11 protein-coding genes and 2 pseudogenes are annotated in these 15,225 nt (G+C 68.5%); 3 read left to right on the forward strand and 10 right to left on the reverse strand.

From position 1 onward, the window contains the following. The first annotated feature begins 22 nt into the window (after positions 1-22). The gene (locus OG698_RS10240; protein ID WP_406102765.1) at positions 23-385 is read left to right on the forward strand and encodes a hypothetical protein; all 363 of its coding nucleotides are present in this window, start codon (positions 23-25) and stop codon (positions 383-385) included. 324 nt (positions 386-709) lie between these two features. Continuing rightward, entirely contained in the window at positions 710-865 is a 156-nt protein-coding gene (locus OG698_RS10245) for an ANTAR domain-containing protein (RefSeq protein ID WP_406102766.1), read from the forward strand. 119 nt (positions 866-984) lie between these two features. Here the strand turns inward: OG698_RS10245 and uvrA are convergent, their stop codons facing one another. From uvrA to OG698_RS10260, 3 genes and pseudogenes are all read right to left on the reverse strand, one after another. Next, on the reverse strand, positions 985-3,453 hold the full coding sequence (gene uvrA / locus OG698_RS10250; RefSeq protein WP_406102768.1) for an excinuclease ABC subunit UvrA: 2,469 nt from the start codon (positions 3,451-3,453) through the stop codon (positions 985-987). A 119-nt stretch (positions 3,454-3,572) separates the two neighbouring features. After that, positions 3,573-5,030 carry an NF041680 family putative transposase gene (locus tag OG698_RS10255; protein WP_406102769.1) on the reverse strand — a complete coding sequence of 486 codons (1,458 nt, stop codon included), beginning with the start codon at positions 5,028-5,030 and terminating at the stop codon, positions 3,573-3,575. A gap of 202 nt (positions 5,031-5,232) precedes the next feature. Then, positions 5,233-6,003 (reverse strand): annotated as a pseudogene (locus OG698_RS10260) (transposase family protein). A gap of 577 nt (positions 6,004-6,580) precedes the next feature. Here OG698_RS10260 and OG698_RS10265 point away from each other — a divergent pair. After that, positions 6,581-7,711: a hypothetical protein gene (locus OG698_RS10265; RefSeq protein WP_406102770.1), complete on the forward strand. Its 1,131-nt coding sequence runs from the start codon at positions 6,581-6,583 to the stop codon at positions 7,709-7,711. Here the strand turns inward: OG698_RS10265 and OG698_RS10270 are convergent. The 7 genes and pseudogenes from OG698_RS10270 to pgl form a co-directional block, all read right to left on the reverse strand. Further along, a complete protein-coding gene (locus OG698_RS10270; RefSeq protein WP_406102771.1) occupies positions 7,708-8,286 on the reverse strand; it encodes a transposase in 579 nt (192 codons plus the stop codon). The two genes, OG698_RS10265 and OG698_RS10270, sit on opposite strands and share 4 nt — an antisense overlap. A 95-nt stretch (positions 8,287-8,381) precedes the next feature. After that, positions 8,382-9,587: pseudogene (locus OG698_RS10275) on the reverse strand (RNA-guided endonuclease InsQ/TnpB family protein). Positions 9,588-9,731: 144 nt separating this feature from the next. Then, positions 9,732-10,658 carry a barstar family protein gene (locus tag OG698_RS10280; RefSeq protein ID WP_406102773.1) on the reverse strand — a complete coding sequence of 309 codons (927 nt, stop codon included), beginning with the start codon at positions 10,656-10,658 and terminating at the stop codon, positions 9,732-9,734. A 317-nt stretch (positions 10,659-10,975) separates the two neighbouring features. Further along, on the reverse strand, positions 10,976-11,227 hold the full coding sequence (locus OG698_RS10285) for a hypothetical protein (protein WP_376533791.1): 252 nt from the start codon (positions 11,225-11,227) through the stop codon (positions 10,976-10,978). 479 nt (positions 11,228-11,706) lie between these two features. After that, positions 11,707-12,600: a methyltransferase domain-containing protein gene (locus OG698_RS10290; protein WP_406102775.1), complete on the reverse strand. Its 894-nt coding sequence runs from the start codon at positions 12,598-12,600 to the stop codon at positions 11,707-11,709. Between the two features lie 471 nt (positions 12,601-13,071). Continuing rightward, positions 13,072-14,481, reverse strand: a complete 1,410-nt coding sequence (gene zwf, locus OG698_RS10295; RefSeq protein ID WP_406102776.1) for a glucose-6-phosphate dehydrogenase — start codon at positions 14,479-14,481, stop codon at positions 13,072-13,074. A gap of 42 nt (positions 14,482-14,523) precedes the next feature. Next, the gene (pgl, locus tag OG698_RS10300; protein ID WP_406102777.1) at positions 14,524-15,225 is read right to left on the reverse strand and encodes a 6-phosphogluconolactonase; all 702 of its coding nucleotides are present in this window, start codon (positions 15,223-15,225) and stop codon (positions 14,524-14,526) included.

Raw genomic sequence — 15,225 nt, forward strand, 5'->3', positions numbered from 1 at the left:
GCAATGGGTGATGGAGACGTCCATGCTCAAGACACTGGCGTCGAAGCACAGATCGACCGTCACGAAGATGGCCCGCACGTACAAGGCGACCATCGACACCCCGGACGGCCCTCGAAAATGCTTTGAAGGTGTCGTCGAGTGCGGAGGTGTGAAGAAGGCGCTGGTTGCCCGCTTCGGCGGCATCCCGCTCAAACGGCAGCGCACAGCGGTAATGGCCGACCGAGAGCCGTTGAAACCCAACCACATCAGCACCACCGAGTTGGTGAAGCGGCTCCTCGCGGACGGCTGCGAGATATGCGGATCAACGAGCCGGATTGAGGTCCATCACACCCGGAAACTCGCCGATCTCAAGCAACAGGGCCGAGCCGAGCGCCCGTGTGGGTGAAGTTGATGGCAATGAGACGACGTAAGACCCTGGTCGTCTGCCGGCCTTGCCACGAGGACATCAACGCGGGACGAGCGACCTCATCCACCCGGAAAAGATCACTGGAGAGCGGTGTGCTGGGAAACCAGCCCGCACCGTTCGGGAAGGGGCCGTCGGAAAAGGACCCGGGCCACGGGCACCTCGTCGGCGGCCTACTTCACTCCGCCGATGGCAGCGGAACGGCACCTGGCACCAGATCCACCCGGCTCCAGTCCCTGGCCGACGCGAAGGGTGCGATCACGTGGGACCTGAGCGTCGACTCCACGGTCTGCCGCGCACACCAGCATGCGGCCGGGGCCCGCAATCAGGGCGATCTGCAGGGCGATCTGCATCGTCGTCACGCTGGCCGACCTGCGGGCGGAGGACGGCCGGGACGTCCTACGGGAGATCTCCCAGCACACCGACATCAAGATGCGCCACATCGCCGAACTCATCGTGTAGTGGGCCCAGGCGGGACACCTCGCGAGCGATATCCGCCACAAGCTGGAACGCAGCATGGCGACGCGCGCGACCCTGCGCCCCGAACCCGGCTGACCGGTGCTGAGCGCCTCGCGCCGTCGTCAGGAGCGCGCCAGCCGGGCCGCGAGATAGGGCGCGGTGGCGCTGCGGCGGGCCCTCGCCACCTTGGCCGGCGGGCCCGCCGCGACCACCCGCCCGCCCGCGTCGCCGCCGCCCGGCCCGAGGTCGATGACCCAGTCGGCGGTAGCGATCGTGTCCAGGTCGTGCTCGACGAGGACGACCGTGTTGCCGGCGTCGACGAGCCGGTGCAGCTGTCGCAGCAGCAGCGCGATGTCCGAGGGGTGCAGCCCCGCCGTCGGCTCGTCGAGCAGGTAGAGCGCGTGCCCGCGGCGGGCTCGCTGCAGTTCGGTGGCCAGTTTGATGCGTTGCGCCTCACCACCGCTGAGTTCCGTCGCAGGCTGGCCCAGCCGCAGGTACCCCAGTCCCACCTCGCGCAACGTCTCCAGACTGCGGGAGGCGGCCGGGACGGCGGACAGGAACTTGGCGGCGGAGTCGACGGACAGCACCAGTACTTCCGCGATGTTCTTGCCGCGGTAGGTGACTTCCAGCGTTTCGGCGTTGTACCGGGCGCCCTGGCAGGTCGGGCACGGCGCGTAGGTGCCGGGCAGGAACAGCAGTTCCACCGCGACGAATCCTTCGCCCTGGCAGGTCTCGCACCGCCCTTCGGGCACGTTGAAGGAGAACCGCCCGGCCGAGTAGCCGCGCGCCCTGGCCTCGTCCGTCGCCGCGTACAGCTTGCGCACCGCGTCGAACATCCCCGTGTACGTGGCCAGGTTGGACCGGGGAGTTCGGCCGATGGGCCGTTGGTCGACCCGGACCAGCCGGTCGAACGACTCGACCCCCGACGCGTCCTGGACGTCGACCTCCAGCTGCGCCTCGTCGGGCTCCTCGGGTACGAGTCCGAGGTGGCCGCGGACGACCTCGGCGAGCACCTGCGTCACCAGCGTCGACTTTCCGGAACCGGACACGCCCGTCACCGCCGTCAGTACACAGAGCGGTACGTCGACGGACACGTCGTGCAGATTGTGGCGGGAGACGCCGCTCAGGTGCAGCCAGCCATGTGGTGTGCGCGGGCGGTGATCGAGCGGCTGGGCACGCCCGAACAGGTACTGGCTCGTGGCCGACTCCCCGACCCGCTCAAGACCGGCGACCGGGCCGCTGTACAGCACGCGTCCGCCGCCCTCACCCGCGCCGGGGCCGATGTCGACCACCCAGTCTGCCCGCCGTACGACATCCATGTCGTGCTCCACGACGAACAGCGAGTTGCCCGCCGCCTTGAGGCGGTCCAGCACGTCCAGCAGCGGTTCCGCGTCCGCCGGGTGCAGGCCCGCGGAGGGTTCGTCGAGAACGTAGACGACGCCGAACAGCCCCGAGCGCAGCTGGGTGGCGATCCGCAGGCGCTGCGCCTCGCCGGGCGACAGGGTCGTCGAGCGGCGCCCGAGGCTGAGATATCCGAGGCCCAGGTCGAGCAGTACGTCGACCCGCGCGACCAGATCGCCGCAGATCCGGACCGCGACCTCGGTCGTCTCCCCGGATCGGGCGGTCGACGTGGTGGCGTCGGCCTGGGACCGCCCCGCGACGGGCCGCAGCAGCGCCACGACCTCGGTGAGCGGCATCGCGTTGATCTCGGCGATGGAACGTCCGGCGAAGGTCACGGCGAGCGCCTCGGGCCGCAGTCCGCTGCCGTGACACTCGGGGCAGGGCACACTCCTGACGAACCGGAGCGCCCGTTCGCGCATCTTCTCGCTCTTGGAGTCGGCGAGGACGTGCATGACGTGCTTGCGGGCGCTCCAGAACTTGCCCTGGTAGCCGTAGTCGACGCGGTCCTCCTCCGGCTCGATGTACACGGAGGGCTGCTCGTCCGTGTACAGCAGCCAGTCCCGGTCCTTCTTCCTGAGCCTGCGCCACGGTCGGTCGATGTCGATCCCCAGGCCGCTCACGACACTGCGCAGGTTGGCGCCCTGCCAGGCGCCCGGCCAGGCGGCGATCGCCCCCTCGCGGATGCTCAGCGAGGGGTCCGGGACGAGCAGGTCCTCGGCGACGTCGTGCACGACGCCCAGTCCGTGGCACTCCGGGCAGGCGCCGGCCGCGGTGTTGGGTGAGAACGACTCGGCCTCCAGCCGCGCGGCCCGGGGCGGATAGGTGCCGGCGCGGGAGTACAGCATGCGCAGCAGATTGGACAGCGTGGTGATGGTGCCGACCGTCGATCGCGAGCTGGGCGACCCGCGTCGCTGCTGCAGGGCCACGGCGGGTGGCAGTCCGGTGATTTCCTGCACGTGCGGTGCGCCGACCTGTTGCAACAGCCTTCGGGCGTACGGTGCTACGGACTCGAAGTAGCGCCGTTGGGCCTCCGCGTAGAGCGTGCCGAACGCGAGCGAGGACTTGCCCGAACCGGAGACGCCGGTGAAGGCGACCATCGCGTCCCGCGGAACGTCGACATCGATGTTCCGCAGGTTGTTCTCACCGGCGCCCCTGACATGCACGAAGGGGTCGGTCCCGTCCTTGTTCACCGTTCCTGACTACCTGATCGCACCGGGAACCGCGCGACAGGCGCCGTCACCGGGCCCCGCTCACACGAGCGTCCGGAGTATCCCGGATCCATTTTCGATACACGGCCTGAACTTGATCTTTAACCTGTGCGGCGGGGTCGTGGGGTGGTTGACTTCTGGGTTCGCTGTTTCGTCGACGGTGTTTTGCGGGGTGTGTGCACATCGTGGCGCGGTGTGGGCCGAGTGTTCTTTCGGCCCGGTGGTCGTCCTGGGCCAGGGCGAGCGGGTTTCGGCGCTTGGGCCGGGCAGGCGGCTTGTGGGCGGATGTGCCGAAAGCCGCGGCGGACGCGGGCAGGAGTGAGTCTGTCCGGGGAACTGGGTTTCTCCCAGGGGCGTCGTAGGTCGGCTGCGAGCGGGCGGGCGAGACGGAGTTGTGTGTAGGCGGCGAGGATCAGCCAGGTCCATCGGTCGGCTGCCTCGGGGGTGCGGATCTTCGGTGAGGTCCAGCCGAGGGTTTGCTTGAAGAGGCGGAAGGTGTGCTCGATGTCGAAGCGCCGCAGGTATGCCTGCCAGAGGCGATCGGCGTCTGCTGGTGTGGCGTGGGTGCCTGACCACCACAGCCAGACCGGCTTCGGTGTTGCTCCGCTGGGCAGGTGGTGGATGTCCAGGCGGATCACGGTGCCCTCGACGATGGGGAGGGTGCCGTCGGTTGTGGCCCAGGAGGAGCGGTGGGTCAGTTTGGGGTGGAGCCGGTCCCAGGAACGGGCCCTGGCGGTGCCGTAGAGGCGTGTGTCGGTGACGGCTTCGGTGTCCGGGGTGCACCAGGTGTCAGGCTGTCCGAAGACGAACTCGCCTCCGTGCCGGGGCGGCCGGCCCTGGGTGTGTGGCAGCCGGGGCGGGACAGCCCAGCGCAGGACGCGGTCTGATCGCATCCGGGCCACCACCTGCACGGGCAGGCCCCTCAGGAGGAAGCCGAGGCGGGGGGCGTCGTATCCGGCGTCCGCGACGATGAGGATGTCCGGGTCGCCCGTCTGCCACTGCCCCGCTGCGATCAGTCGCTGAAGCAGATCGCGCAGCTGCCGGGCGGTGACGGTGGCGGTGTCATCGCCGGGCGCCAGACGAAGCGCGTCTAGTGGTGCGGTCCATGAGCTGCGGCCTGGCTCCAGTGCGCAGATGATCGAGTAGGGCCAGCCGGGGACGGGGATGTGCTGGTCTTTTCCTCTGCCGTAGGTGTGGCACAGGATCCGTTGCGGTGAGGTGTGGGCGTCAGGCCGCAGCCAGCAGGTGACATCGATGGCCAGGACCAGTCGGCCGTCAGCAGTCCGCGGCAGTGGCACTTCGGCCAGTGCCCGCCGCAGCTGGCCCGGGTTAATGCGTCCACGGGCCAGAGCGGCGTAGAGCCCGCCATGGCCGCGGCGATGTTCACCCACCAGGGACAGCTCGGCCAGCGACCTCACCGGTCCGTCGCTGCACAGAACGGCATCAGCCAGCTCGAACAACGTGTCCGAACGAGCGGTCAGGCAGGAGTAGAACTCGCCCCGGAAGCATGACAGTTCCGCCAACGGCTCTCGCCGGACAGCATGATGCAGCAGACTCATCCTCACGGCCTTCGTGTTGAATTTGTGTGTTCCTTGGTCGGATCACATGTTCAGACGAAGGCCGTTTCCGCGTACGGCAGTTACCGGACCGAGTGATCAAGTTCGACGCACCATTCGACGCCGGACGTTAAAGACCAAGCTGAAAGCGTGTTGCATAAGGGTGTGGGTAGGCAGGTTGAGCTGCGGTTCGGGGCCTTGCTGGTCATGCCGTGAGGGCGAGGTTGTGCATGCGGGCGATGGCCTGGACAGCGTGGTGGAGACTGTCGCCGCGCTGCCGGCAGTCGCGGAGGATCTTGTAGTTCTTCATGCGGGCGAAGGCGTGCTCGACGCGGGCGCGGACCTTGCGGTGCTCGGCGTTGTCCGCTTCCTCGCCCGCGAGGAAGGGACGTCCTGGGCGTTTGCGGTGCGGGACGACGAGCCCGGTGTTGATGTAGGCGCCGTCTGCCGGCAAGGTCACGTCCTGGCAGTGTTCGGCCAGGACGGATTCTCTCCACACGCGGGCGTCTGCCCGGTTGCCGGGCGCGGGACGAGCTGTGGCAATGACCAGTTTCGTGGCGGCGTCGATGATGACCTGCACATTCGCCGAGAACCGTCGGTTGCGGCTGGAGGCGCCGACCTGCCGGTCACGGACCAGGATCAGCGTGCCGTCCACGATCCACAACCGGTCCGTGGCATCGGCCGGGCGTCAGACCGGCTCGATGGCCAGCACAGGACCGAGTCGCTGAATCACCCGGCACACGGTCGCCGGCGAGACGCCGAACAGCGGCGAGAGCTGCCGCATGGTGAGGTTCGTGCGGTAACAGACAGCCACCACCAGCACCCGGTCCGCCAAAGGCAGGCACCACGGACGACCAGTCCGCGGACCATCACCACCTCGTTCCCGGACAGCTCTCAGCAGCCCTTCGAACTGCCGGATCCGCAACCCGGTGAACGTCTCCACCCACAACGGCTCAGCCCTCAACACCGCACCCACGCAAGGGAAATGCCCGGCCCAAAGCCTTCTGCAACACGCTTTCAAACGGGTGGCGTCGGCGGCCGGTGAGGGTGCCATAGCTATCCGCCTCGTGCACGAGCACCGGGAAAAGACGGGCAACCTGGTCCGCACCGTGGGCCTCGAGGGCCCCGGCCGGTGGCGGGCCATAGAGAGGCACTCGGCATCGTGCTGGTGTCGGACGAGGGGACGCAACGACTGCGGTGTGAGCAGGAACGCCGCAGTGACACGGACGAGCAGGAACAGCGCGGCGTAGAGGCAGTGATGCCCATGAACAAGGTGATCACGGTGATCACGGTGACGAGGTTGAACAGGAGGCGGGCCTGCTGCCGATCGATCTCGTCGCGGTGCCCAGGGTGGCGCGGAGCGGGTGTTCGCGGTGGCGCACGCAACCGTGGCCCGGTGGTGGAGCAGGCCCTGCACAGGGAGCACGAGGAGATCTGACCGTACCGCCGGCACCTGCTGGCAGGGGCCAGCGTGTCACGCGGCGTCGGCGATACCTCGGGGGCATCCTGTGGGCACGGGCGGTCGGGGGGCAGCCGACGAGAAGGGTCCAGTCATGCGGGTGTCGTCTCAGGGCGTTACGGTCGTGGCTCTCCTGGCGGATCCGGATGTGCCGACGGAGATCGCGCAACGCATGGCCCAGTCACTTACTGCTCGGCTCGCCGACAAGTCGGGCCAGGGGCGACGGTTCGACGTCGAGGTGGTCAGTGAGCCCTTCACCGCAGGGACCGAGGACTTGCCCACCTTGATGCGCCGGATCATGGATCGCGGAAGTTCGGAGGATTGGGACATCGTCGTGGCCCTCACCGACCTTCCGCTGCACACGCACGGGCGCAAGCTCGTTGTGAATCTGAGTCACGAACACGGCTTGGCGCTGTTGTCTCTTCCCTCTCTGGGGGGCTTTCGGCTGTATACGAGGGCTCGGCGGGCCGTGGAAGAAGCCGTGCTGCGCTTGGCAGGTCCGAAGGCTACTGGGGCTGAAGGACCTCCGCAGAGTCAGCCGCTGCTGGGGCCCTTTGCCGGTCGACTCGCGCCCATCCACCCGGTCCCGGTCGGTGGGGAGGAGACCGCCGATCTTCGGTACGTCGTCAGCGGGCCGCGCGGTTACCTGCGGGTGCTCGTCGGTATGGTCCGCGCCAACCGACCGTGGCGGTTGGTACCGGGTCTGTCGAAAGCCCTGGCGGCCGCACTTGCCACGGGAGCAGTCGCCACCGTGAACTCCACTGTCTGGAGCCTGGCCGAGGCCCTGAGCGCGCCGCGCCTCGTGATCGCCATGGTCGGGTCCGTCGGGGTCATGATCGGCTGGCTGATCGTAGACGCGCAGCTATGGCATCGCTCAGCAGAGGGCTCGCTGGAGGCGAGGCAGAGGGCGAGACTCTACAACGCCTCGACGGTCGCGACCGTGGGTATCGGGGTGCTCGTCTGCTACGTGGGCTTGATGGTCATCAACTTGGTGTGGGCGCTGTTTATCCTCAACGACCAAGTGTTCGCTTCCATGACACGAACCCCGCTGCACGCAACGGGCTACTGGACGTTGTCATGGTTCGTCGCTTCGGTCGCAACGGTGGGCGGCGCACTGGGATCGGGCTTGGAGAGCGACGAGGCGATCCGGGCAGCCGCCTACTCCAAGCGCGAACAGGAACGTCGCCTCATGCTCCAGGACGACCACGGCGACTATTTAGCCTAGTGACCTGAGCCGGAGATGCGTCGCTGGCTGATGGTCGTCCGGGTCCGAAGATTCTGCTGATTGATCGGTGACTGGTCGTTAAGCGTGGGGGCCCAGCCTGCGCCTTCGCCGACCTCGACCTGGCCCCTGACCAGGTCCTCCAGCACCTCGACAAGATCGCCTGCGGACTCGAGCACTACATCGCCACCTGTGTCTACGCCGTCTACGACACCCATGATCACCGCTGCCGCATCGATGGAGTCGGACTTGCCCTGCCGGCGTCGGACGCCTTTGTCGGGTTGGTTGACCTCGGTGACCGTGATGCCTTCTTGGTGCAAATAGCGTGTAAGGGCGGCTCCGTAGGAGCCGGTGCACTCCACTCCGGCCTGCTGTAACCGCCCGAAGGCACGTGCCCAGGACAGCAGTTGGCGATAGCCCTCCCGGGTCGTGGGGAAGCTTCGCGTGTCCAGCAGATAGGCGGCGTCCTCGAAGTGCTTTCGCGCCCGGAGGCCGGTGGGAGTCGTGAGCAGCCTACGCTCCCATGCCCGGTAGAACTCCAGGTGACGGGCAACCTCAGCCTTCGATGGCAGCAACATCTCGCCGACTTCCCCTGTCAACTACCCGGTCGTGAACGACCGGGCTTGCTGCTCGAGTCATCACTGGCTGTGATGGGTTCGGCTGCGTCCAGGACTCACGCGATGAGGGTGAGTTCAGGGGCCGTTGACCGGGCCCCGCAGACCCACGCCATCCAGCCGCGGTGGGCGATGTTGTGGGACGCGTTGTGGTCCGCGTGCTCAACGAAGCCGCAGACCCCGCACGAGAAGACGGCCTGGGAGGGCCGGTTTCCGCGTGCGGTGTGATGGCACTGGGAGCATTCCTGGCTGGTGTAGGCCGGATCGACGTGCACCACTGGGACTCCGGCCCGCTTCGCTTTGTAGGCGATGAACGAGCCGAGCTGGGCGAACGGCCAGGAGTGGAGCGTGGTGCGTTGGGGCTTTCTCAGCCGTGCCCGCTCGCGGATACCCGTGAGTATCTCCAGGGCGATCCCGCGACCGGTGCTCCCCCAAGCTCTCGGCTGCGCTCGAGCAGGGAGGTGCCCCCCTGCCTCCGCCACGATCCGCTTGCTGATCTTGTGGTTGATGTCCTTGTTCCGCCGGGCTTCCTTGCCCGCGTACTTCTTCGCCCGCCGCTTGGCGGACTTGGTGTGCTTCTTCTGCAGCTTGGACCGCAGCTTGCGGTCACTCTCGCGCTTGCGGTTGATCCGCCTGCCGCAGTGACGCTCGCCATCGGAAGTGGCCGCGATGTTCACGATCCCCAGGTCCACCCCGAGGAACCCGGCCGGGTGGGCGTTCAGGGCGGCTTCGGGAATCTCGCACGTCGCGATCAAGAACCACTTCCCACCTGACACACCAGGTCGGATTCACCCCTGCGGTGCGCAGCCAGCACGTCCAGCTGCTCGGCCTGTCCGGTGAACGCCACGTTCTTCAGCCGGCCGGCCGTGGTCCAGATCGATACCGTGCGTGCCTGTTGCTGCCAGGACAGCATCCGGTCGTCGTAAGGCTGCGCCGCCTGGGGCCGGAAGACGACAGGCTTGCCCGAGGCGCGAGTGTGCCGCCTCGTACCGGGCCGCCCGTAGCGGCCGTTACGCAGGTTCGCCTTCAAGGTGGTGTAGGCGTCGCAGGTCTTCTTGATGGCATGTTGGGCGGCCTGCGCGCCCCCACCGCTCCCGGATCTCGGCATAGGAGTGCTTGCGGAGCTCCAGCGGACGTCGCGCCTCCTTCTCGAACGCGACCTGGGCGGCCCAGGTGGCGGCCTCGTTGCAGGCGTGCAGGGCCGCCTCAAGTGCCGTCGCCTGTACGGGCGTCGGCAGCAGCTTCACCCGCACCACCAGCTTCACGAGCAGCGAACCTATACACCTGGACGAAGACCCACCACACGTTCGCCCCACCTCACCCGAACGAGCGATACCCGCCCCGGCCCTGACCGCGCACACCGCCGTGGCCCGGCTCCACCGGAACGCCTCCCGGCCGCTCCGCGGCCGTCATGGCCTGCGGCCATCACGGCGACGCTCCGCGTCGCACCCCGTGGATGCGATTCCACCCGGGCGTGAACGCCCGGGGTTCCTCGCATGAATCCGCTGAAGGATGACGCTTACGCCCCGTTCCTCCAAGATTTCCAGGAGCAGGTCGAACAGCGAAACCTCGCCATCGCTGGTGGGCTCGGCCTCTGCCAGCCGTGCCCTGGCCTCGGCCGAGGAATCCCAGTGCAACGCGAACGGAGTGGTGGCGCCCCAGCCGCCTCTCAAACAGTCGTCCAGAGCGTCAAGGTTCCAGCCGAAGTATCCGCCAGGCCCGTTGATGGCCTCACCGATCGCGCAGTAGAAGCTGTCCCTGTCAACGATGAGCCGACCGTCCAGGGTGAACACCTGGCCCGCAGGAGCGTCGGGCCGTCCCTGACGTTGGTACTCCCGGGACCACAGCGCCACCGACAGCCACGCGTGTCTGTCCTCGGGCGCAAGGTCGTGCCACATGCCAGTGCAGTTCAGGCGCCCCGCGCGGATCAGGTCCCACACCCGTTCCGCTCCAGCCAGGGCGTTCTCGCACCACAGCGTCACCGTGAGGTCGATGAGGCCGGCTCCACGGGCGGAGGGCTTGACGTCGACGACGGTGACCTCGTTGACGAAGTAGGACCCCATGGTGGCACCGTCACCGTCGAGGAGATCGAACCAGGCGTTCCCCGCCACGGCACGACGGCTGCCGACGTGGTCAACGCTTTTCAGTAGGCCGCCCTGAGGGAGGCAACCCGCGAGGTGCACTCGTCGTGCTCCCTCCTCGTCCGGCAGCAGCGTGAACAACCCCTCGGCCTCGTGAGCAAAGCCCCAAAAGTCGCCGTCGTCCTCGTCCGAGGTCAGCGCGTACTTCTGCTCCTGGCTGCCGCCCCGCCCTGATGTTCGCATCGCGCTCCCCATGAGGGCGCCGATCTTACCGACGCGCCGCGACTTGCCGGGCGGTCGCCGACGACGCCACCACCCCTGACCCCATCCCATCCACGTGAGGGTGAAGTGCAGAGGAGGCAGAAGGTGCGGCACCCAGACACCGTCGACGCCGATGTCGTAGGCTACGTCGACCCGGCGTCTCGGCCCCACCGGGTAGCGGTGCGGCTGCCGGACGGAAGCCGCGTGCTGTCGCAGGCGCTGACGGCCCCGTCTCTGCGGAGATCGCCCGTCACGTCCTCAACGCAGGACCGGGGCGCAGGGCGCGAACGTCGGCCGGTGCCGTAGCGGGATTAGGCCTTGCCAGCTATTGCGCCGAGGTGCTTGTTGAGCTGCTCGACCAGCTTCTTGATCGTACCGGTGGGCTTGGTCGCGGACTCGGTGAAGGCGTTGAGCGCGGCGGCGAGTTCGACGTTGCTCTGGGCGAGGGCAAGGTTGACCTGGGCTTGCGCTCGACGGATTTGGTCGGGGTGCGTGGTGGGCTTGTTCAGGTCCCGGACGGCGCCTTCGGCTTTGGTCACGAGGTCTTTGGCGTTCTGCGGCATGACTCCCCCTCGGCTCATGTCGTGTCCTGGCCAAGGTAGACAGTGGGTGGCCGCTACACCAGACCGCCTGCGCGCGGAGCAGGGGCAGTGCCCCTAACCGGCGGGGTGTGCTGCGAGTTGACCAGCCATGGATGACCTGTCGCCCCCCCACACACACAGACTTCGCAGCCCCTGCTCCGCCAGCCACGCTGCTCCCCCTGCTGACGGTGGAGGACCTCGGGGCGCTGACGGTGGAGGACCTCGGGGCGGGGTTCGGGCTGCTCGCGGGGTTGGTCAAGAGCAGCCGGGATCGGGGGTGATGCGTCGGCAGGCACGGTCTTCCACTCGGATCACGACGGGGGCGAGAACTCCATGATCTTCGAGGCCCGTGCGCGGGCTGGCCCCAGCTCCGGTGACGCGCAGCGCGCACCTGTGCGAGCTGCCTGGCCTCCCTCGACGAACAGCGCTGTGGGCAGGTCGGACAATGCCTGGATCCGCACCTAACCGAGTGCCGGAGGGTGCTCGGCTGGACGGCGTCCCCAGGCCGAGATCAGCGGCGCGAGTGTCAGGTCGAGTTTGCCCGCGTGGATGGCGGCCAGGTGCGCGTCGATCTCGGTGTCGTCGGCCAGGCCGGCCGCGAGCAGCTCGCCGCGCACGTGCCGGATGGTCGCCGCCTCCAGCCGGTCGCAGGCCAGCCCGCCGACCGGGAAAGAGCCCGCCGCGGCGACATCTACCAGGCCGGCCTCACGCAATGCCCGCGGCAGTGTCCGGCCGTAGCGCAGGTCCGCGCCGCGGCGTGTCAGCAGCTCCCGGACCGCGTCGCGCAGCCGGTTGGCCCGCCGCTGCGCAGGGCCGCTGTCGTCCAGGCATGCCAGTGGCTGCAGAGCGGTATCGGCATCCTCGATCAGCAGCCAGCCGCCGGGCCGTAGCGCTGCCGCCATCGTGGCCAACGCGCGAGCCCGGTCGGGTACATGGACCAGCACGAGCCGGGCGTGCGCCAGATCGAACGTCCCCGGCTCCGGGGGAGGATCAGCGGCGACGTCGTGCTGGCGCACCTCGTACCCGTCGCCTGCCTTCAGCCACGACGGGGCGATGTCCGTGGCCAGCACGTGCCCGGTCGGACCGACGGCCGCCGCGAGCGCCTCCGGGATACTGGGGCCACCGGCCCCCACTTCCCAGCAGCGCGAGCCGGCCCTGACCCCCAGTCGATCGAAGTGCCCGCGCGTCACACCGTCGAACAGCTCGGCCAGCCAAACGAATCGCTCGCCCGCCTCGGCGCGCGCGTTGTCCAGCAGGTACCCGCGGGCGGGAGCGGACTCTCCAGCGAGCGCGGTAGTCCCGCCTATCGGATCCGGTCGGCCACCGACGTGCGGCGGGCGGGGCGAGGAGGTCATGGCTACATGGTCAACCTTCCCAGGCCACCAGCGCCAGGCGCTGACGAACTTGCCGCCGCCTCCGCCCGCGCGTCGAACGCCATCACCGCTCGCGCCATCGCCGAACACGCATCTCGGCAGGATAATTACGGGCCAAAAGCCACCTATTCCGGCCCGCATCACCTCGTATCGCACTTCACCGCCCGCCGACCACCCTGAGCCCGATGGCTCTCAACGACCACCACGCGTCTTCGTCGGCTCACCGGCGACGGACGGACGCTTCGCCGGGCGGAACTCCCGCCGCGAGCGCCAGGAGGAAACCCTCGAAGATCGCTGCCTTTGCGTCGATGGTTTACACGACCTCGGGGTCCGTAGGCCGTTTCCGGACGCCGAGAAACCCCTTCTGGACGCCACCATCCGTTGGGCTGGACCCGCTCCTGACGCAGGTGGGCCGATCAACTTGCGGTTCACCAGGGCCGGGGCTCGGCTGTGTCAGTCGGGAGACCTCGCCGGCAGCCATGGTTCGTGCCACCGCGGATATCCGGCGACGAGCTTGCTCGCTCCCTCCGGTCCCCAGGTCCCCGGCCGGTAGCGCTCGGGGGCGCCGGGCGCCTCCAGCAGTGGCTGGACGATTCGCCACGTCTCCTCCACCGAGTCCTCCCGGGTGAACAGGCTCGCGTTGCCCTGCATTGCATCACTGAGCAGGCGCTCGTACGGTTCGGGTGCCTCACCCAGCTCGGCCGCGAACAGGAGGTCAAGGTCCACCAGCTGCGTGTCCTGCTTGCCTGGCTGCTTGGCCTGGATGCGGAAGTTCACGCCAGGGCTCGGATCGATCCGCAGGATCCACTGGTCGGGCTCGGGCGCGAACCGCTCCGCGAACGCAAGCCGCGGCGGGCGCTTGAACACGATCCGGATCTCGGTCACACGCTCGGGGAGCGACTTGCCGGCGCGGATGAAGAACGGCACCCCGGACCAGCGCCAGTTCTCGACCTCCAGCCGCAACCCGACGAAGGTCTCGGTGTGCGAATGCGGCCGCACGCCGGGGACTTGCAGGTACCCCTCGTACTGCCCGCGTACGTAGTGGGCCGGGTCGGCGTCGGGGATCGCCCGGAACACGTCAACCCGGCGGTCCCGGAGCGCGTCCGCATCGGCGGCTGACGGCGGCTCGGACGCCATCAGGGCGAGCAGCTGCAACAGATGGTTCTGCACGACGTCGCGAAGCGCGCCGACCGGGTCGTAGAAGTGGCCGCGGTCCTCGACCCCGAAGTCCTCGGCCATGGTGATCTGCACGCAGGAGACATGGTCGCGGTTCCACACCGGCTCGAACACGGAGTTGGCGAACCGCAGGAACTGGATGTCCATCGCCGGCTCCTTGCCGAGGAAGTGATCGATCCTCAGCAACTGATCCTCGTCGAGGATCTGACGCAGCTCGGCGTTGAGGGCACGCGCCGAGGCGAGGTCATGCCCGAATGGCTTCTCCACGACGACCCGGGCGCCCTTGGTCAGCCCGACACCTGCCAGACCCTCGACCACCCGGGCAAACAGCGACGGCGGGGTCTCCAGATAGAAGACCGGGTGCCGCTTGCCGTTGATCGCCCGGGCGAGGCGATGGAACGTCTCCGGGTCGGCGTAATCGCCCTGCACATAGCTGAGTCGGGCGGCGAACCGGGCAAAGACGCTGTCGTCCAGCGGCTCGCCCGCTGCCTTGATCGCCGCGCGGGCGTGGTCACGCAGCGCGTCGTCGGACCAGCCGTCGCGTGCCAGTCCGACGATGGGGCAGGTCAGCAGCTTGCGCCGCTCAAGCCGATAGAGCGAGCGGAACGTCATCTTACGTGCGAGGTCTCCACTGATCCCGAAAATGACCAGCACGTCTGCGGGAACGTTCGGCGAGTTCGAAGCCACCTCATCCTCCTTACGGAGCCGGCACGGCAATGGGGTCGGGCGTCATGGTCCTGCTGGCGGCTGGGCGCCGACGCGAGCAGGACCCCGGCCGCCGCCGCCGCGGTCCGCGAGGACGAGCGACGCCGCCGCCTTGACCCGGCTGGCGGGAATCGACCGGTCTCCCGCAACGAGCCTCGAGAGCGGTTCGTGCTTGTCCGCTCCGGTGATGAGCCAGAGCACCTGCTGGGCGCGAGCGAGCGCAGGATAGGTGGGCGTCCTGCGCTGGTGGCCCATGTAGGGCGCCGTCAGAGCCACCGGGCGGTCCGAGACTTCGAGCACCGGGTCAGGTGGCACCAGCGAGGCGGTGTGCCCGTCCGGGCCGAGGCCCAGGTGAACGAGGTCGAATCGCTCGGGCAGCGACCGCCCGTAGGCGGCGGCCGCCGCGTCAGAGTCGGCCTCGTTCACGGGCATCGCGATGACCTCGGCGGGGGCCGCACCGAGGCTCTCCCGCAGGTGGGTGAGGTTACGGTCCGGGTCACCGTCGGGCGCGACCCGCTCGTCGACCTGGAACACCGCCACGTGCTCCCAGGGGACGTCCTCATGTGCGAGCCGCGCGAACATCGCCCAGGGCGTGCGCCGCCCGCTGACGGCGAACGTGAATCGGCTGTGCGCTTGCACGCAGGCCCGGGCCAGTCGCGCCACGAACGCCGCCGCGGTGCCGGCGACCGCGTCGGGGTCGGCGACGACCTCGAGTTCGTGATGCAC

This window comes from Streptomyces sp. NBC_01003, assembly GCF_045162695.1.
Taxonomy (GTDB): domain Bacteria; phylum Actinomycetota; class Actinomycetes; order Streptomycetales; family Streptomycetaceae; genus Streptomyces.